Origin of the sequence: Caballeronia sp. NK8, assembly GCF_018408855.1 — a bacterium.
Taxonomy (GTDB): Bacteria; Pseudomonadota; Gammaproteobacteria; order Burkholderiales; family Burkholderiaceae; genus Caballeronia.
On the sequence record NZ_AP024325.1, the window covers coordinates 378164 to 397000 of the forward strand.

At 63.8% G+C, this 18837-nt stretch carries 16 protein-coding genes; 15 read left to right on the forward strand and 1 reads right to left on the reverse strand.

Features of this window, described 5'->3' with window-relative positions:
• Positions 1 to 34 precede the first annotated feature (34 nt).
• The 10 genes from NK8_RS27150 to NK8_RS27195 all read left to right on the forward strand — a co-directional run bounded on the left by NK8_RS27150 (position 35) and on the right by NK8_RS27195 (position 11999).
• The gene (locus NK8_RS27150) at positions 35 to 2533 is read left to right on the forward strand and encodes a glycogen/starch/alpha-glucan phosphorylase (protein ID WP_213232826.1); all 2499 of its coding nucleotides are present in this window, start codon (positions 35 to 37) and stop codon (positions 2531 to 2533) included.
• Entirely contained in the window at positions 2520 to 4613 is a 2094-nt protein-coding gene (glgX, locus tag NK8_RS27155; protein ID WP_213232828.1) for a glycogen debranching protein GlgX, read from the forward strand. Before NK8_RS27150 ends, glgX begins: the two co-directional genes overlap by 14 nt.
• Positions 4614 to 4697: 84 nt before the next feature.
• Positions 4698 to 6287, forward strand: coding sequence for an aspartate:alanine exchanger family transporter (locus tag NK8_RS27160; protein WP_162070020.1), 1590 nt, complete (start codon positions 4698 to 4700; stop codon positions 6285 to 6287).
• A gap of 44 nt (positions 6288 to 6331) precedes the next feature.
• On the forward strand, positions 6332 to 7327 hold the full coding sequence (locus NK8_RS27165) for a 2-hydroxyacid dehydrogenase (protein ID WP_162070019.1): 996 nt from the start codon (positions 6332 to 6334) through the stop codon (positions 7325 to 7327).
• 12 nt (positions 7328 to 7339) lie between these two features.
• The gene (locus NK8_RS27170; protein WP_162070018.1) at positions 7340 to 8011 is read left to right on the forward strand and encodes a hypothetical protein; all 672 of its coding nucleotides are present in this window, start codon (positions 7340 to 7342) and stop codon (positions 8009 to 8011) included.
• Positions 8012 to 8226: 215 nt separating this feature from the next.
• Positions 8227 to 9378 carry a DUF3300 domain-containing protein gene (locus NK8_RS27175; RefSeq protein ID WP_225936487.1) on the forward strand — a complete coding sequence of 384 codons (1152 nt, stop codon included), beginning with the start codon at positions 8227 to 8229 and terminating at the stop codon, positions 9376 to 9378.
• Positions 9379 to 9388: 10 nt separating this feature from the next.
• Positions 9389 to 10303, forward strand: coding sequence for a DUF2950 domain-containing protein (locus NK8_RS27180; protein ID WP_225936488.1), 915 nt, complete (start codon positions 9389 to 9391; stop codon positions 10301 to 10303).
• 70 nt (positions 10304 to 10373) lie between these two features.
• Entirely contained in the window at positions 10374 to 10847 is a 474-nt protein-coding gene (locus NK8_RS27185; protein WP_213232831.1) for a glycine zipper domain-containing protein, read from the forward strand.
• A gap of 36 nt (positions 10848 to 10883) precedes the next feature.
• The gene (locus tag NK8_RS27190) at positions 10884 to 11465 is read left to right on the forward strand and encodes a hypothetical protein (RefSeq protein ID WP_213232832.1); all 582 of its coding nucleotides are present in this window, start codon (positions 10884 to 10886) and stop codon (positions 11463 to 11465) included.
• 36 nt (positions 11466 to 11501) lie between these two features.
• Positions 11502 to 11999, forward strand: a complete 498-nt coding sequence (locus tag NK8_RS27195; RefSeq protein WP_213232833.1) for a hypothetical protein — start codon at positions 11502 to 11504, stop codon at positions 11997 to 11999.
• A gap of 9 nt (positions 12000 to 12008) precedes the next feature.
• Here NK8_RS27195 and NK8_RS27200 read toward each other — a convergent pair whose 3' ends face one another.
• A complete protein-coding gene (locus tag NK8_RS27200) occupies positions 12009 to 12935 on the reverse strand; it encodes a hypothetical protein (protein ID WP_225936515.1) in 927 nt (308 codons plus the stop codon).
• A gap of 228 nt (positions 12936 to 13163) precedes the next feature.
• Between NK8_RS27200 and NK8_RS27205 the strand changes: the two genes are divergently transcribed.
• The 5 genes from NK8_RS27205 to NK8_RS27225 all read left to right on the forward strand — a co-directional run bounded on the left by NK8_RS27205 (position 13164) and on the right by NK8_RS27225 (position 18805).
• A complete protein-coding gene (locus NK8_RS27205; protein WP_225936489.1) occupies positions 13164 to 13376 on the forward strand; it encodes a DUF2964 family protein in 213 nt (70 codons plus the stop codon).
• Between the two features lie 58 nt (positions 13377 to 13434).
• A complete protein-coding gene (locus NK8_RS27210) occupies positions 13435 to 13692 on the forward strand; it encodes an RNA-binding protein (RefSeq protein WP_162070013.1) in 258 nt (85 codons plus the stop codon).
• Between the two features lie 101 nt (positions 13693 to 13793).
• Positions 13794 to 14627: a polyphosphate kinase 2 gene (gene ppk2 / locus NK8_RS27215; protein WP_213232835.1), complete on the forward strand. Its 834-nt coding sequence runs from the start codon at positions 13794 to 13796 to the stop codon at positions 14625 to 14627.
• A gap of 13 nt (positions 14628 to 14640) precedes the next feature.
• Complete coding sequence (locus NK8_RS27220) at positions 14641 to 16335, forward strand: SulP family inorganic anion transporter (RefSeq protein WP_213232836.1); 1695 nt, start codon at positions 14641 to 14643, stop codon at positions 16333 to 16335.
• 148 nt (positions 16336 to 16483) lie between these two features.
• Positions 16484 to 18805 (forward strand): DUF3141 domain-containing protein, encoded by a 2322-nt coding sequence (locus NK8_RS27225; protein WP_213232837.1) that lies wholly within the window; start codon positions 16484 to 16486, stop codon positions 18803 to 18805.
• Positions 18806 to 18837: the final 32 nt, after the last annotated feature.

Here is an 18837-nt window from a genome sequence, read left to right on the forward strand (position 1 = left end):
TTCCTCAGTGCGATAAGCGAACCGGGGGACGATCATGAGCGATGTTCCTGCAGCCGATGCAGCCGCGAACGCCAGAGCCGCCGCGAGCGACGTGTCCGGCTATGCATTCCAGCATGACGTCGTGAGGAATCTCATTTGCCGTCAGGCGCGTTATCCCGACATCGCCACCCAGCAGGACTGGTACATGGCGCTCGCCTTCAGCGTGAGGGATCGCATGCTCGCGCGCTGGGCCGCATCGACCAAAAGCTACAAGTCGAAGGACGTGAAGGTCGCCTGCTATCTTTCGGCGGAATTCCTGATCGGTCCGCAACTCGGCAATAACCTGCTCAATCTCGAGATGGAAGCCGAAGCGCGCGAAGCAATGCATGCGCTCGGCCAGAATCTCGACGGCCTGCTCGCGCTGGAAGAAGAGCCGGGCCTCGGCAACGGCGGTCTGGGCCGGCTCGCCGCGTGCTATCTGGATTCGCTCGCGACGCTGCAGATACCCGCCATCGGCTACGGCATCCGCTACGAGTTCGGCATCTTCGATCAGGAAATCCGCGACGGCTGGCAGGCGGAAATCACGGACAAGTGGCTTCAGAAGGGCAATCCGTGGGAGATCGTGCGGCCCGATGTGAGTTGCTATGTGTCCTTCGGCGGCCACACGCAAAGCGACACGGATGCCGAAGGCCTTCTGCGCGTGCGCTGGATTCCCGCGCGCCAGGTGAAAGGCGTCGCGTGCGATATGCCGATGCAAGGTTATCGCGTCGATACCTGCAACATCCTGCGGCTGTGGAAGAGCGAAGCGGTCGAGTCGTTCGACTTTCAGGATTTCAATGCGGGAGAGTACTACGAGGCCGTCGAGGAAAAGGTCGTCTCCGAGACGCTGTCGAAAGTGCTCTATCCGAACGACGAGCCCGAAGCCGGCAAGCGTCTGCGTCTCGCGCAGCAGTATTTCTTCGTGTCCTGCTCGCTTCAGGACATGCTACGCCTGATGGATGCGAAGGGCACGCCGATCGACCAATTCGCCGACCTCTTCGCCGCGCAGCTCAACGATACCCATCCGTCCGTCGCGGTGGCGGAGCTGATGCGCCTGCTCATCGACGAACGTCTGCTTTCGTGGAATGCGGCGTGGGACATCACGCGCCGCACGCTCGCCTATACGAATCACACGCTGTTGCCCGAAGCGCTCGAAACATGGGGCTTGCCGCTCTTTCAGAGCCTGTTGCCGCGCCCGCTGGAGATCATTTACGAAATCAATCGCCGCTTTCTCGATGAGGTGCGCCGCCGATTCCCCGGCGACGATGCGCGCATCAAACGCATGTCGCTCATCGACGAAACCGGCGACAGAAAAGTGCGGATGGCGAATCTCGCGACGGTCGGCAGTCATGCGGTCAACGGTGTAGCCGCGCTGCATTCAGACTTGCTGAAGCAAACCGTGCTGCACGATTTCGCGGAGATGTTCCCGGAACATTTCCTCAACGTGACGAACGGCGTCACGCCGCGCCGCTTCCTGATGCTGAGCAATCCGGGGCTCGCGCGCCTGCTCGACAAGACCATCGGCGACGGATGGCGCAGCGATCTCGCCCGCCTCGATGCGCTGGCCGCCCACGCCGACGACTCCGCATTTCACGACGCATGGCGCGCAATCCGGCGCGACAACAAGACGGCGCTCGCTGCGCGCATCAGGAACACGACAGGCATCGACGTCGATCCGGACGCGCTGTTCGACATCCAGGTGAAACGCATCCACGAATACAAGCGGCAGCATCTGAATGCGCTTTACATCATCAGTCTTTATCGACGGCTGTGCCGCAATCCCGAACTCGACACGGCGTCGCGCTGCTTCATTTTCGGCGGAAAGGCCGCGCCGGGCTATGCGATGGCGAAACTCATCATCCGCCTGATCAACGGGATCGCGGAAGTCGTGAACAACGATCCGGCGGTCCGTGGCCGGATGAAAGTCGTCTTCTATCCGGACTTCAATGTGAAGAACGGGCACTGGGTCTATCCTGCCGCGGACCTCTCCGAGCAGATATCGACAGCGGGCAAGGAAGCGTCCGGCACCGGCAACATGAAGTTCATGATCAACGGCGCGCTGACCATCGGCACGCTGGATGGCGCGAACGTGGAGATACGCGAGGAAGCGGGCGCGGAAAACTTCTTTCTGTTCGGCCTCACCGCGCAGCAAGTAGACGAGCTGAAGCACGCAGGCTATCGGCCGGCGGAATACGCGCAAGGACATGACGACTTGCGCGATGCGCTCGATCAGATCGCGCAAGGACGCTTCTCGCGCGGCGACACGGCGATGTTCCGCCCGCTGCTCGATAACCTGCTGCAACACGATCCGTTTCTCGTGCTCGCCGATTTCGCGGATTACGTCGCGTGCCAGGACCGCGTTAGCCAGGCATGGCGCGACGCGCGGCAATGGACGCGCATGTCGATCATGAACACGGCGCGCTCGGGCAAGTTCTCGTCGGACCGCGCGATCGCCGAGTATTGCGAGCGCATCTGGAAGACGCATCCCGTGAGGATCGATCTTGCTCAGCCCTGAGGCGAAGGGTCGCGACGGCTATCGCACGCGGCCCGGTTCGCGCTTTCCGCTCGGCGCGAAGGTCGTGCCGGGCGGCGTCAATTTCTGCGTGTTCTGCCGGCATGCGACGCGTCTCGAACTGCTGCTCTATGCATCCGAGGAAAGCGCCGAGCCGTTTCAGATCGTCGAGCTCACGAGCGAAGTGAACCGCACGTTCTTCTTCTGGCATGTGCTGGTCGAGGGTCTTCCGCTGCGTTGCTGCTTTACATGGCGTGCATATGGCCCGCTCGGCGTGCCGCAGATGAGCGACGAGGCCGCGGCAGCCAAGGAACTGCTCGATCCCAACGCGCGCGGCGTGAGCGACCGCTTCTATGATCGCAGGCAGGCGGCTGGCGAGGGTGCCGCAGGTCACGCGTCGTTGCGAGCCATCGTCACCGAGCCCCTCGACCGCCCCGACGACGATGTCGAAGTCCGCACGCTCGACGACGCCATCATCTACGAACTGCACGTGGGCGGCTTCACGCGGCATCCGTCGAGCGGCGTGCGCCATCCCGGCACGTTCGCGGGGCTCATCGAGAAGATTCCTTATCTGCAGGCGCTCGGCATCACGCATGTCGAACTGCTCCCGGTGATGGCCTTCGACGAGCAGGACATTCCCGACTTCGCCGCCGCGCGCGGGCTGCGCAACTACTGGGGCTACAGCACGCATAGCTTCTATAGCCCGCATCCGCGCTATTGCGTCGAGCCGGCGCGTGCACCGCAGGAATTCCGCGCCTTCGTCGATGCCTTGCATGCGGCGGGCATCCGCGTGCTCCTCGATGTCGTGTTCAATCACACATCGGAAGCGGGCAGGACCGGGCCCGTGATCCACTTCAAGGTGTTCGCCAACGAAGCCTTCTATCAGGTCGATGTGAACGATGCGCGGCATTATCGCGACTACACGGGTTGCGGCAATACCGTCAACTGCAATCATCCGCTGGTATCGGCGTTCATCATGCGCTGCCTCGAATACTGGGTGCGCGAACTCGACGTCGATGGCTTTCGCTTCGATCTCGCGAGCGTCTTCGCGCGCGGCGAAAACGGCGAGGTGCTGCGCACGCCGTACTTGCCGTGGGCGATGGAAGCGTCGCCGGTGCTCGCGCGCGTGCCGCTGATCGCCGAAGCGTGGGACGCGAGCGGCCTCTATCACGTCGGCGCGTTTCCGGGCATGGCATGGGCCGAATGGAACGGACGCTATCGCGATGTGATCCGGCGCTTCGTGCGCGGAGATCCGGGCTTGGTCGGCGACGTCTGCACGTGTATCGCGGGCAGCGCGGATCTGTATCAGGAAGACGGCAGGCTGCCCGCGAACAGCATCAATTTCGTCACCTGTCACGACGGCTTCACGTTGAGCGATCTCGTCAGCTACAACGCCAAGCACAACGAGGCGAACGGCGAGGACAACCGCGATGGCAGCAACGACAATATGTCGTGGAATTGCGGCGCGGAAGGCGAGACGGACGATCCGGCGATCATCGGCATGCGTCTTCGGCAGGCGCGCAATCTCATGGCGATACTGCTGCTGAGCCAGGGCGTGCCGATGCTGCTCGCCGGCGACGAGATCCTGCGCAGCCAGCACGGCAACAACAACGCGTTCTGTCAGGACAACGAGCTCTCGTGGATGGACTGGCAACTCACCGGCGACGCGCTCGAGATGCTGCGCTTCGTGCGCGAGATGATCGCGCTGCGCAAGCGTCACGCGAGCCTGCGCCGCCGGCGCTTTCTGACCGGGCGGCCCGCGAACGGGCAGACCCATCCGGATGTAGCATGGCACGGCGAACGCCTCGACGCGCCCGCATGGCACGACCCCGGCGCGCGTTTCGTCGCGTTCACGCTGGCGGGGCAGACGCCCGACGAGCCGATGCTGCACATCGTGTTCAATATGCACGACGATGCGCGCGACGTCGCGCTTCCCGCGTCCGACGATCGATGCTGGCGCAGAATCGTCGATACGGCCGCCGAATCGCCGCAAGACATTGTGCCGCATGCCGAAACGGCACAAACCGAACGTGCACAGTGCCGCGTCGAAGGGCGCAGTGTCGTCGTGCTCGAAAAGCATTGATGTGCACGGTGGTGCTGGACTGTGCGCCGTAAAGCGCCTTTAATGTCCGTGTACTGCTGCGTTGGCCCATCTACAGGAGGCGGCATGGAGGCAGTGAGAACGTTCCTCGAGAATCAATCGCTGTTTGCGCTCTTTCTGACGATCGCGCTGGGCTATCTGATCGGCGAGATCAATATAAAGGGCGTGGCGCTTGGCTCCGGCGCGGTGCTGTTCGTCGGGCTTGCGATTGGTGCATTCGCGCCGAAGTCCGCGCCGCCTCCGTTGCTGGGCACTTTGGGGCTGCTGCTGTTCCTATACGGCATCGGCATTCAGTACGGGGCGCAGTTCTTTCGCGGGCTCACCAGCCGCGAGGGGATGAAGGCGAACGCTGCCGCGTGCATTGGCGTGGTGGTCGCGGGTCTCGTGTCGTGCGGCTTCATGCACTTCGGCATCAAGCTCGCCGATTCGCTCGGCATGTTCGCCGGCAGCGGCACCAGCACGGCGAGCCTGCAGGTCGCGATCGCGTCGATGAACAGCAACGACGCCGCCGTCGCGTACAGCATCTCGTATCCGTTCGGCGTCGCCGGGCCGATTCTGTTCATCTACCTCCTGAACGTCCTGCTCAAGGTCAAGATACAGAAGCCGCCGGCGAAGCTGATCGAAACGGCGGAGATCGCCCTCAGGAACGCGAGCCTGTTCGGCCTCAAGCTGTCGGAGCTCGCGAGCCGCCTTCCGTCGGGCGTGGTGATCGCGGCGGTGCGGCGCGCGCATCACAATCAGTTGCCCACGCCCGACTTCACCTTGCGCGCGGACGACGTGCTGCTCGCCACCGCCACCGACCGGCGTCTGCTCGACGAAGCCACCGCGCTGTGCGGCGAATCGCAGCCGGGGCGCATGGCGAGTCATCGCGAGGATCTCGACTATATGCGTGTGTTCGCGTCGAATCCGGCGGTCGTCGGCATGGCGCTCGGCGACATTCGCTTTCCCGATGGCGTGAGCTGCGCGATCGCGCACGTGCGTCGTGGCGACGCCGACATGGTCTCGGCACCCGATCTCATCCTCGAGGCGGGCGACCGCGTCGGCCTGCTCGTCAATCGCGCGCATCAGGCGACCATGCGTACCTTCTTCGGCGATTCGATCAAGGGCACGGCGGATCTCAGCTTCATCTGCCTCGGCATCGGCGCGGCGGTGGGCTTGCTGGTCGGCGCGATTCCGCTTCCCGTGCCCGGCCTCGGCGCGTTCAGCCTCGGACTCGCGGCGTTGCTGCTGGTGGCGCTGTGTCTCGGCAAGGCGCGGCGCAACGGGCCGTTCGTCTGGGTGATGCCGCTGTCGGCGAATCTCGTGTTGCGCAATCTCGGCCTGACGATCTTTCTCGCGCAAGTGGGCATTTCATGCGGGCCGAAGTTCGTCGCGACCGTGGGCTCGGCCGGGCCATTGTTGCTGATCTACGGCGTGATCACGCTGCTGGTTCTCGTCGCCGTGACCGCCGTCTGCTGCCTGTGGATTTTCCGCCTGCCGTTCGATACGTCGGTCGGCGTGATTTGCGGCGCGACCGGCAATCCGGCGATCCTCGCGTTCGCCAATCGCATCGCACCGACGGATCAGCCCGACATCATGTACGCGATGATTTTCCCTTCGATGACCATCGTCAAAGTGCTTTTCGTGCAGATCGCCATATCGCTTGCCGCAGGATAGGCTTTGCCCCACCATGCCGGATCGAACGTCAGAAGGAGCACATCATGGAAGTGGCGATCTACAGCTCGACACCCTACGAGCGCCAGTACATCGACGAGGCGAACAAGACCGAGAACCACAAGCTCCGGTACCACGACATGTCGCTCGATATGGATACAGTCGAGCTTGCGGCGGGTTATGGCGCGGTGTGCGTCTTTGTCAATGACAAGGCGGATGCCGAGGTGCTCGAAGCGCTGCACAAGGGCGGCACGCGCCTGGTCGCGCTGCGCTGCACGGGCTTTAACAACGTCGATCTCGCCGCCGCCGCGAAGCTCGGCATCAAGGTGGTGCGCGTCGTCAACTATTCGCCGAACTCGGTGGCGGAGCATGCGGTTGCGCTGCTGCTCGCGATCAATCGCAAGGTGCATCGCGCCTACAACCGCACGCGCGATTCGAACTTCTCGCTCGACGGCCTGATCGGCTTCGATCTGTACGGCAAGACGGTCGCGGTGGTCGGCACCGGCAAGATCGGCTGCGTGTTCGCGAAGATCATGCAGGGCTTCGGCTGTCATGTGTTCGGCTACGATCCCTATCCGTCGAAGGAGTTCGAGGCGCTCGGGCTGCGCTATGCGACCTCCGGCGAAATCGGCGAGCGCGCGGACATCGTCGCGCTGTTCTGTCCGTTGACGCCGCAGACGCATCACATCATCAACTCGGAGTCTCTCAAGCGGGCGAAGCCCGGCGCGTTGCTCGTCAACACCAGCCGCGGCGCGCTGATCGACACGGAAGCCGTCATCGAAGCGTTGAAGACCGGCCAGTTGGGCGGCCTCGCGATCGATGTCTATGAACAGGAGGCGGATCTGTTCTTTCGCGACCTGTCGAGCGAAATCATCACCGACGACATCTTTCAGCGGCTCGTTTCGTTTCCGAACGTCATCGTGACGGGGCATCAGGCATATCTGACGCGCGAAGCGTTGACCACCATCTGCGAGACCACATTGCAGAGCATCACCGCGTTCGAGAAGAATCAGCCCTTGGTCAATGAAGTGAAGGTCGCGTAGCGGCGCGCGCCGATGGCCGCCGGGGATTCGCCACAGGAACGCGCGCGAGAGCCGGTGCTCGACACGGTCGATCGCGTGTCCGAGCTGTGCTTCGGGCTGTTCATGGCGCTGACGTTCGTCGGTACGGTATCGGCGACGACGGGCGGCGACGCCGCGGGCCGCAAGATGCTCTATACGGCCTTCGGCTGCAATCTCGCGTGGGGTCTCGCCGATGCCGTCATGTATCTCGTCCGCACGATCGCGGACCGCGCGCGCAGGCACGCGCTCGCGCTTTCCATCCAGCGTGAGCGCGACGCGGCGGCGGGCGTGCGCGCCTTGCGCGAGCGCTTATCCACGGCGCTCGACCCGTTCGTCTCCGACGCCGATCTCGAAGCCATCCGCAAGCGCATCGCCGCGAGCACGAGCCTGCCCGAACGCGCGCGTTTCATGCGCGGCGACTTTCTCGCGGCACTGGGCATCTTCATCATCATCGTGCTTTCCACGTTTCCTGTCGCCGCGCCTTTTGTCCTCGTCAGACACGTGCCGACCGCGCTGCTGATATCGCGGGTGCTGACGCTCGCGATGCTGTTCTTCTGCGGCTTCGCGCTGGGCGGCTATGCGGGCTGGAGCGGCTGGAAAGCAGGCCTTTCGATGATGGCGCTGGGCGTGCTCCTGACGATGGCGATCATCGCCCTGGGCGGGTAATTAAACGTTGAAATCACGGACGGACGAGCGAATAAATACCTACGCCGTCGTTCTTGTAATCGCGAAAGCGTTCGCATATCTTGCAATGACAACTTCAGCGCGCATCGAGCTGCAAACGGCACTACGAAAATATATAGACGCTGTTCCGATCTCAGGCTTCTTCACGCATTCGACGCTTCACGGCTCGATGCGGGTACAAGACGATGCGCAAACTCATGAGCGTGCTTCTCGTCGCGTCCGCGCTCGCCTGCGGTGCCAGCGTGTGCGCGCAAGCGCCGGTGGCGAGCACGGACGCGCCCGCGCCTGTCGCGATGACTCCGGCTGACCTGGACAGGCTCGTCGGACCGATCGCGCTCTATCCCGACGATCTCATCGCGATCATTCTGCCCTCGTCGACCTATCCGATCGAGGTCGTGCAGGCCGACCGCTTTCTCGAGCGCAGAAAGATCGACAAGGATCTGCCTGTGAACGAAGCATGGCAGGACCCGGTGAAAGCGCTTCTCAATTACCCGGAAGTCGTGAAGAAGATGAGCAACGATCTCGACTGGACCGTTGCGCTCGGCGAGGCGGTGGTCGCGGACCAAAGCGCCGTCTTGCAGGCCGTGCAGCGCTTTCGACGGCAGACCCAGTCAGTCGGCAATCTCACGACCGATGACAAGCAGACGATCGTCGTCGAGAAGGAAGTGATCAGGATCGTGCCGTCGAATCCCGAAGTCATCTATGTGCCGCAGTACAACCCGGCCACGGTCATCGTGAGCAGTCCGACGCCGGTCTACGCCTATGCGCCCGCGCCTTATCCCGTCTATTACTATCCGTACGCGCCCGGCGCGGCGTTCGCGACCGGTCTGATATGGGGCGCGGCGATTACTGCCGTGTGGCACGGCGGGCACTACGAAACCAACTACAACGGCGGCAACAACACGATCAACATCAATCGCGAGGGTAACGTCAATCGCACCGAGGTGAAGAACGAGTTGAGCAATCGCGCGGCGAATCGCGGCGCAACAGGATCGCAACCGTCGAGCACCTGGCGCTCGGAGAAGAAGCCCGGACAGGTGTCGGGCACGACTGCCCGTGCCTCCGGGCAACGCGTCGGCGATGCGCCTTCGCGCGCAGGCGGCGGTACACAGGGCGCAGCGGGACGCGCGCCGATGGCCGCGCAGAACGCCGGCAACTTTCAGGGACGCGGTGGCGATGCGTTCAGCGGCTATGGCTCCGCGCAGAACGCACGAGCGGACGGAGCGCGCGGCGCGGCGAGCCGGCAATCGATGTCGGGCGCGCAAGGCGGCCGCAGCTTCCAGGGCGGCGGCGGCTTCTCCGGAGGCGGCCGCGGCGGATTCGGCGGCGGTCGCAGTGGACGTCGATAGGAGCCGGGTCATGAACATATCGACGCGCTTGTTGATTGCGTTGGCAACCCTCACGATGCTGCTCGCGCCAATACGCGTTCTCGCCGCCGAACAGCAGCAGACGTTTGCGACGCCCGACGAAGCCGTGAGCGCGCTGGAACAGGCGCTCAAGTCGAACGATGACGCGGCGCTCATCGCGATCTTCGGCGACGCGCACAAGCGCCTCGTCGTGACGCCCGATGAAGCGGAGAATCGCGAGCTGCGCGCCAATGCGCTCGCCGAATTCAATGCGTATCACGCGCTGGAGCAAACGTCGCCCGACCGCCGCATTCTGCGCATCGGCGACGAAGCGTGGCCGATGCCGATTCCGCTCGTGCGCGAACACGGCGCGTGGCGCTTCGCGACCGAAGAGGGCGAGCAGGAAGTGCTGGACCGGCGCATCGGGGCGAACGAGCGCGAGGCGATCAAGGTGCTGCGCGCGTATCTCGATGCGCAGCGCGAGTACGCGACCAAAGATCGCATGGGAGACGGCGTGCTGCAGTACGCGCGCAAGCTGGGCAGTTCGCAGGGCTTGCGCGACGGACTCTATTGGCCCGCCGATGAATCGAAGGGCGAAGAGCCGAGCCCCTTCGGACCCTTGATCGCCGCGAGCACGAATTATTTCAAGAATCGAAACCCGGGTGACGCTTATCACGGATATTATTTTCGTATCCTAACCAAGCAGGGAAAGCATGCGCCAGGTGGCCCGTTCAGCTATATCATCAACGGGCGCATGCTCGCAGGCTTCGCGATGGCCGCTTATCCAGCACAGTACGGCGAGAGCGGCGTGATGACTTTCATTGTCAACAACAATGGAGTCGTGTATCAGAAGAATCGCGGCGGATCTGCCGCGCCGCTGACGGAGTTCGATCCCGATGCATCCTGGACCCGCGTGCAGGAACGCTGATCAAAGGGCATGCGCGGTATCGCTGGACCATTGAATCGCTTGAACTCTTGAACTCAGGCAAGGAGTCGCCATGAATGCATATAGATTGCGTGCGGGCTGCGGCATCGTGATCGCCGTGATGGCGCTCGATGCCATCGCGCAGAGCAAGCCGATCGCTTACCCAGCCAAAGGTCAAAGCGCCCAACAACAGCAAAACGACGATGGCGCGTGCTATAGCTGGGCGAAGAGCAACACGGGCATCGACCCGGCCACCGCATCGGCGGCGCCGCCACCGCAAGGCGGCGCGGCGGTGGGCGGCGGCCAGCGCGTGGGTGGCGCGGCGCGCGGTGCGGCCGGTGGCGCTGCGATCGGCGCGATCGCCGGCGATGCCGGCAAGGGCGCGGCCGTCGGCGCGGTAGCGGGCACGATGGCAGGCGGCGCGCGCGCGCGGCAGGAAAAACGCGCGCAGCAGGCCAATGCGCAAGCCCAGAGTCAGGGCACGATGAACACGTACTACCGCGCATGGGCGGCGTGCATGCAGGGACGCGGTTACTCGATTCAGTAACCTCATTGCGGTGCGGCTGAAACCAGGAGCGCGATCATGAAGCGTGTGAGCCTCATTGTCTTGTCATGCCTTGCGATATCCACGAGCGCATTGTCCGCCGGGCCCGAAACCGACGTGAGCGTCGTGCGCGACGCGAACGGCGCCACGGTCCATGGCACCGCCAAGGTGACGGCGACGATCGTCGGCATCGATCCGGCGACGCGCACCGTCACGCTGAAAACGGCGGCGGGCAAGGTGATCGAACTCGAAGTCACGAACGAGGCGCGCAACTTCGACCAGCTCGCCCTCGGCGATGTCGTGACCGCGCAGTATCGTCAATCGTTGACGCTGAGCCTGCTCGACAAAAAGACGGAGGCATCGCGTTCGGAGAAGGACACGTCCGAGCGCGCGCCGCGCGGCGCGAAGCCGGGCGGAGAGCTAGGCCGCGAAGTGACGATCATCGCGGATGTGGTCGGCGTCGACCGTCATGCCAAGACCGTCACGTTGCGCGGGCCGCGCGGCCAGACGGTAGATCTGCTCGTGGAGGACCCCGAACGCCTGAAGCACTTGAAGAAGGGCGATCAGGTGAAAGCGGTCTACACGGAAGCTTTGGCGATATCCGTAGAAGCCACGAAATAAGCGAGAACGCCGGTCACGGCGACGCGGGAGAGACCAATGAAAAAACGCTTTGCATGTGCGTGCGTCGTCGTGCTCACGCTCGCGAGCTGCGCACAGCCCGAGCAGCGCGTGCAGCCCGGCATGGATCAGCAGGCGATCATCGCGAAGCTGGGCCCGCCGAAGGAAACCTACGATTTGCCCAACGGCGGCAAGCGTCTGATGTGGCCCACGCAGCCGATGGGTTCGACGACCACCGCCGTCGATCTCGACGCGTCGGGCAATACCGTCAGTGTGCGGCAAGTGCTTCAGGAAAAAGAGTTCTATCGCGCGGTGGTCAACAAATGGACGCGCAACGACGTGATGGTCGCGTTCGGCAGACCCTTCGAAACGGCGTATTTCAAACGGATGGATCGTGAGGTGTGGTCGTACCGGTATATGGAGAACAACATCGACCACATGATCTTCAACTTCTATTTCGACCCGCAAGGCGTGCTCACACAGACGCAGAAGCAGCCGGACCCGAAATTCGATCCCAGCCAGCGAAACAGGTTCTGACGTCGCTCGCTAGAAGCTGACGGCGAAGCCAAACGACACGCCGTGCACGTTGTGGCCGAAGACGTAACGCACCATCGCGCGCGTGCGCGTGATGACGACGGGATACTTGCTGCTATCGAGTTCGAGGCCCACGCCGAGCGAGGTCAGGTCGTTGAAGCCGAGTACGCCGGCGCTGTCGCCGAAGTAATGCGAGTACGCGGTTTCGAGCACGTAGCGCACCGGCCGGTCGAGTGCGGCAAAGCCCGTCGGCGCACGCCAGCGCGCCCACAGGCTGAACTGCTGCGCCGTCGCCGAACCCTGCACGGCTTCCGACGAACTGCCGAAGCTGCGTAAATAGATATCGGTTGCGCGCAGTTCGACATCGACCTCGTAGTGCTCGCGATAGTGCTCCAGATCCAGCATCAGCGAGCCGCCTAGGCCGTACGCGTTGAGCGCGCCGTCTTCGAGGAACTGGAGGTTGGTGTTGGCGACACGGTTGACCACGCTCTGCGCGACGCGCAGATCGCTCGCGACACGGCCGATCATGCCGTTGAGGATCGGCCGCAGGCGCAACTCGTTGGTGATCGGGATGTCCCAGCCGATACCGATCGTCGTGCTCGCGGTGTTCCATTTCGCCGGCACCGGGCGTTGCTGATTGCCTTCGGTCGCGATGAAGGTCGGATCGTAGCGGCTGTACGCGACGGTGCCCTCGAGATAGAGCGGAAACGACCTGCTCATGGTGAAGCCGCCGCCGAGCTGCGTCTGGCCGAAGCCCGGGTTACCGGTCGCGCCGCTGTTGATGGAGAGCGAACTCGTCGTGACGTCGGGCACCGCCGTGTACGACATGATCGCGAGCACGGCGTTCGCGTAGTTCTTGACGTTGGTCCCGACCACGGCGCGGTCCGGCGCGGCTTGCGCGTGCGCGGCCACTGGCGCGACGGCGAGCAGGATGAGCATCGAAACGATGAACGACCGGCTCGAAGAGAGGATCGGCTTTCGCATGAGCGGAGCGCACCCGAACGTTGAACGGCGATTGGTCGTACATTGCCCGATCCACGGTCACACGCAGAGAATGTAGTCTACCGATCGCCGTACGCCAAGTGCGGGAGATGCACGTACGTTCACACGGCGACCCAGATTTGCCTAAACTGGAGCTATCTCGCGCAACGCATCGGGGAGACGTCGATGAGACTGAATGAGCCGCGCATGGTGGTTGCCTCGATCGGTGTATTCATCTGGCTCGGCGGCCTCTACTTCACGATTCACGGTCTCCTGTACGACATGACGCGCGAGTTTCGCTACGGCATGTGGGCGCTCGGCATCGGCATCGTGATTTTCGTCGTCGCGTTGAATCCGCTTGCGCAACGCAGGTCGGGAAAGCGCGATGGATCGACCTGATCGCTCGTTCGTGTACTAGGCTGTAGAAGCACCACAGAACTCAACGGAGAATCTCGCAATGGGTGATCTTTGGCTAGGCAATGTAGAAGAATCCACGACCGATGACGAAATCCGGCAGTTTCTCTGCAATTACGGCTTTCCTCCGTACGATTCGATTCAGCGCGTGCCCGGCACCGGAGAGCATCCGGCCGCGGTCGTGAGTTTCGATACGGTCGAGCCGCACGTACTGCGCACGTTTCAGCCGCGCATCCACAACATGTTCTGGAAGAATCGCACGCTCGTGGTGCAGGTCATGCCCGAGCGCAACGAAACCTGAGCGCATCGTGACCGGCCTGCCGCCATTTGCCGCTCGCTTCGTCGCGACGGCGGCCCGGGCGTGGCCGCGCGGTTTGCGTCGATCCACATGAGGAGACCGGGGTGAAAGAAGAGAAGGCTGTCAGCGAGTCGCGGGGCGTGCGCGAGGGCGCGGGCGTGAATGAGCGCCTGAGCCGGAAACAGTACGACAAGGAGCTCGCGCGCTTGCATGTCGAGCTCGTGAAGCTGCAGGAATGGGCCGTCCATACGGGCGCGAAGATCTGCATCGTGTTCGAAGGGCGCGACGGCGCGGGCAAGGGCGGCACGATCAAGGCGCTCACCGAGCGCGTGAGCCCGCGGGTTTTCCGCGTGGTCGCGCTACCCGCGCCCACCGAGCGCGAGAAAACCCAGATGTACGTCCAGCGCTATCTGCCGCATCTGCCCGCGGCGGGCGAGATCACGCTCTTCGACCGGAGCTGGTACAACCGCGCGGGCGTCGAACGCGTGATGGGCTTCTGTACCGACGAACAGGCGACCACCTTCCTGAAGGGCGTGCCGCTCGTGGAACGCGCGATCATCGATTCGGGCATCCTCCTGTTCAAGTACTGGCTCGAGGTCGGGCAGGAAGAGCAGACGCGGCGGCTCGAAGAGCGCATCCACGACGAGCGCAAGATCTGGAAGCTCTCGCCGATGGACCTGCGCTCGTACAGCCGCTGGTACGACTATTCGCGCGCCCGCGACGACATGTTCGAAGCGTCCGACACCGATCTCGCGCCCTGGTATGTCGTGCGTTCCGACGACAAGCGCCGCGCCCGCCTGAACCTGATCAGTCATCTGCTTGCGAACATCCCGTACAAGGCCGTGCCGCGCGAAAAGGTGAAGCTGCCCAAACGCCAGAAAGCGGAGGGTTATCGCGAGAGCGACCGGCCGCTGCGCTACGTGCCCGAACGCTTCTGAGCGCGGCATCGTCATGCCCCGTCGCTCGTCCATGCTGCCCGAGTGGCTGTTTCACTACGAGAAACAATGGGCGCGCGCCGATATCATCGCGGGACTGACGGCGGCGGCCGTCGTCATTCCGAAGGCGCTGGCTTACGCGACGATCGCGGGCCTCCCGGTGCAGGCCGGCCTCTACACGGCCTGCGTGCCGATGATCGTCTACGCGTTCACCGGATCATCGCGCGCGCTCTCCGTCAGCACGACGACCACGCTCGCGATTCTCGCTGCCAACGCGCTGAGCGTGACGGTCGGCGGCGATGACCCGCACGCGCTCGCCGCCGCCAGCGCCACGCTGACGATGCTCGTCGGCGCGATGCTCGTCGCGGCCGCGGTCTTGCGCCTGGGCTTTGTCGCGAACTTCATTTCGGAGCCGGTGCTGGTCGGCTTCAAGGCGGGCGTGGCGATCGTCATTGTCATGGATCAGTTGCCGAAACTGTTCGGCATGCACTATCCGAAAGGATCGTTCTTTCACAATGTCGGCGCGTTCGTCGCGGATCTGCCGCATCTGTCGGTGAGCACGCTCGCGCTCGCGTTGCTCACGCTGGCCGCGCTGGTGCTGCTCGAACGCTTCGTGCCGCGCGCCCCGGCCCCATTGTTCGTCGTCGCGGCGGCGATTATCGCGGTCGCGCTCTTCGGCCTGCGCGCGCACGGTATCGAAACGGTGGGCGCAGTGCCCGCCGGATTGCCGTCGTGGACAAAACCGGATCTGCCGCTGGCGTTGAAACTATGGCCGGACGCGCTCGGCATCGCGTTGATGAGTTTCACCGAAAGCATCGCGGCGGCCCGCGCATTCGCGCGCAACGACGAGCCCGCGCCCGACGCGAACCGCGAACTGCTCGCGACCGGCCTGGCGAACGCGGGCGGCGCAGTGCTCGGCGCGATGGTCGCGGGCGGCGGAACGAGCCAGACCGCCGTGAACCGGCAAGCGGGCGCGCGCTCGCAACTCGCGGGCCTCGTGACGGCGCTCATCGCGCTCGCGGTGATGCTGCTGTTCGCGCCATTGATGGCGTCGATGCCGCACGCGACGCTCGCCGCCGTCGTCGTGTTCTATTCCATCGGGCTTTTCAGCCCCGCCGAATTCCATGCAATCCTGAAGGTTCGCCGCACCGAATTCGTCTGGGCGGTGACGGCATGCGCGGGCGTCGTGCTGCTGGGCACGCTGGAAGGCATCGTGGTTGCGATCGTGGTGTCGCTGTTCGCGCTTGCGCATCAGGTGTCGGACCCGCCGGTCTATGCGCTCAGGCGGATTCCGGGCACCAACGTGTTCCGCCGCGATTCGTCGAAACACCCTGACGACGAAGCATTTCCTGGCCTGCTGCTGCTGCGTCCGGAGGGACGGATATTCTTCGTCAATGCGGAACGTCTCGCCGAAAAGATCCGGCCGCTCGTGCGCGATTCGGGTGCGAATATCGTCGTGCTGGACCTGAGCCGCGTGTTCGATGTCGAATACACTGCGCTCAAGATGATGATCGAAGCGGAGGCGCGCCTCGCCGCGAACGGCACCACGCTGTGGCTCGCGGGTCTCAATCCGGGCGTGCTCGCGGCGGTGCGGCGCTCGCCGCTCGGCGAGCGGCTCGGCCAGACACGCATGTTCTATAACCTCGAACATGTCGTGATGAAGTATCGGGAGATTGATTCGCGCAATAGCGATGATGCCGCGCGACGTTAAGTCGCCAATTTTTGCCACGTCCCTGTCGCGCATTGCGAATATATTCTGTTGATGGTATTCAAATCATCGGTCCATGCGTTCGTCAGACTGGCCGATGCATCTGCTTCCAGCGTCATCCCTTGCAGGTTTTCGTCGAGGAGGTTACGTCATGACGTATGCGGATCAACTGGCGCGCAGCCGGGACATCGCGGACAAGGTTACGCGTGTGTTTCAGAAACGCGCGGAAGTGGCGCAGCAGAATTTCAGCGAGCGCGCACGCGATGCGGGCATGCGTCTTTTCAGCAACGGCGGCGCGGATCATTTCAGTGGTCCGGGCGCGAACGCAACGGGTCAGTTCAACGGCTACGCGTATGCGGTCGATCTCGTGCAGCGCTCCGTGCTGTTCTGGGACACGTTGCGTCAGCGCGGCAATAACTTCGTCGAGCAGACGAAGCGGGGCCTCGAACCGGTGCTGCATTTCGACCATGAAATGCTGATCGATGGCCGCACGTTCACGCGCCCGGTGAACTACGCGCTGTTGCGCATCGTGCCGCCCGAGGGCGTGATCGTCGATGCGCTGAAACGCCCGTATCTCATCATCGATCCGCGCGCGGGGCACGGTCCCGGCATCGGCGGCTTCAAGGACGATTCACAAGTGGGCGTCGCGTTGCGCGCGGGGCATCCGGTGTACTTCGTCACGTTCTTCCGCGACCCGCAGCCCGGTCAGACCCTGCTCGATGTCTGCGCGGCGGAGCAGCAGTTCGTGCGGCACGTGCGCGAGCTGCATCCCGAAAGCCCGAAGCCCGCGATCGTCGGCAATTGCCAGGGCGGCTGGGCCGCGATGATGCTGGCAAGCTCCCAGCCCGACGATACCGGCCCGCTCGTCATCAACGGCGCGCCGATGTCGTACTGGAGCGGCGCGTGGAGCGAAGGCGAGGGCGACAACCCGATGCGCTATTCGGGCGGCATGCTGGGCGGCACCTGGCTCGCGTCGCTGACGGCGGACCTCGGCAACGGCAAGTTCGACGGCGCGTATCTCGTCGAGAACTTCGAGAACCTCAATCCGGCCAACAGCTTCTGGGACAAGTACTACACCCTGTTCGCCAACATCGATACCGAACCGCCGCGCTTTCTCGATTTCGAGCGCTGGTGGGGCGGCTATTACCTGATGAACCGCGAAGAGATCGAATGGATCACGCGCAATCTGTTCGTCGGCAACAAGCTATGGTCGGGTGAAGTGAGCGGTGCGTCGGGCGCATCGTTCGATCTGCGCGCGATCAAGTCGCCGATCATTCTGTTTGCGTCGATGGGCGACAACATCACGCCGCCGCAGCAGGCGTTCAACTGGGTCGCGGACATCTACGGCAGCACCGACGAGATCAAGGCGCGCGGACAGGTGATCGTCGGACTGATGCACAAGAGCATCGGCCATCTGGGCATCTTCGTGAGCGGCAAGGTCGCGAAGAAGGAGTACACGCAGATCGCATCGGTGCTGGAGGCGATCGAATCGTTTCCGCCGGGGCTGTACGGCATGGAGATCGCCGAACGCAAGGGCGAGGGCGGCAAGATCGAGTACGACGTGAGTTTTCACGAACGGCGTCTCGAAGAAGTGACCAGCTTCAATCGCTTCCAGCGCGTCGACGAATTGCCGTTCGAAGCCGTCAAACAGGTATCGGATTTCAATCAGCGCGCCTATGAACTGTTCGCGCAACCCCTCGTGCAGGCGCTCGCGAACGACGCGACCGCGACGATGCTGCGCGCGTTCCATCCGCTGCGCGCGCAACGCTGGATGTTCTCCGACCTGAATCCGTGGCTCGCATGGCTCGGCCCGACGGCGCAGGCGGTGAAGGCCGCGCGCCAGCCCGACACCGAGCGCGACGTGCTGCGCCGCGCGGAACATTGCGGCTCCGACGTGATCAGCGCGAGCCTCGATTTCTATCGCGCGATGCGCGATGCCGCGACCGAAGCGATGTTCTTCTCCGTGTACGGCAACATGTTTTCGGTGCATCAGGCGCAGGCGCACGAGGACCCGGCGCAGAAAACCGATCCGCGCGATCTGCCGTTCGTGCAGGATGCGCTCGCATCGGTGGCGCAAGGCGGCTATGCGCAGGCCGTCGCGCGCATCGCGTGCCTGCTCGTGCGGCACGACGAGCCGCTGCCGCTCGCGCGCATGGTTCTGCGGCAGGAACTGGCGGAGGACTACGCGGAGTACTTGCCGCAGATGCCGCGCGACGAATGGCGGCGCGTGCGCGGCGAGCAGGAAATCATCGTGCGTTACGAGCCGGAGCAGGCGCTCTCGACGCTGCCCGAACTGCTCGGCGACAACGGCGATCGCAAGAAGCTCCTCACGCTCATCGACAAGCTGCTCGCCGATAGCCGCATGCAAGGCTTCGAGCCTACTACCGCGCAGCAGGACATGCTCGCGCGCATTCGCGCGGCGCTGCCCGTGAAGGCGGCGCGTGCAGCAAGACGTCCCGCGCCCGCGCACTGAGGCGCGGGCGGCGCATCTCACGTTCACACGGG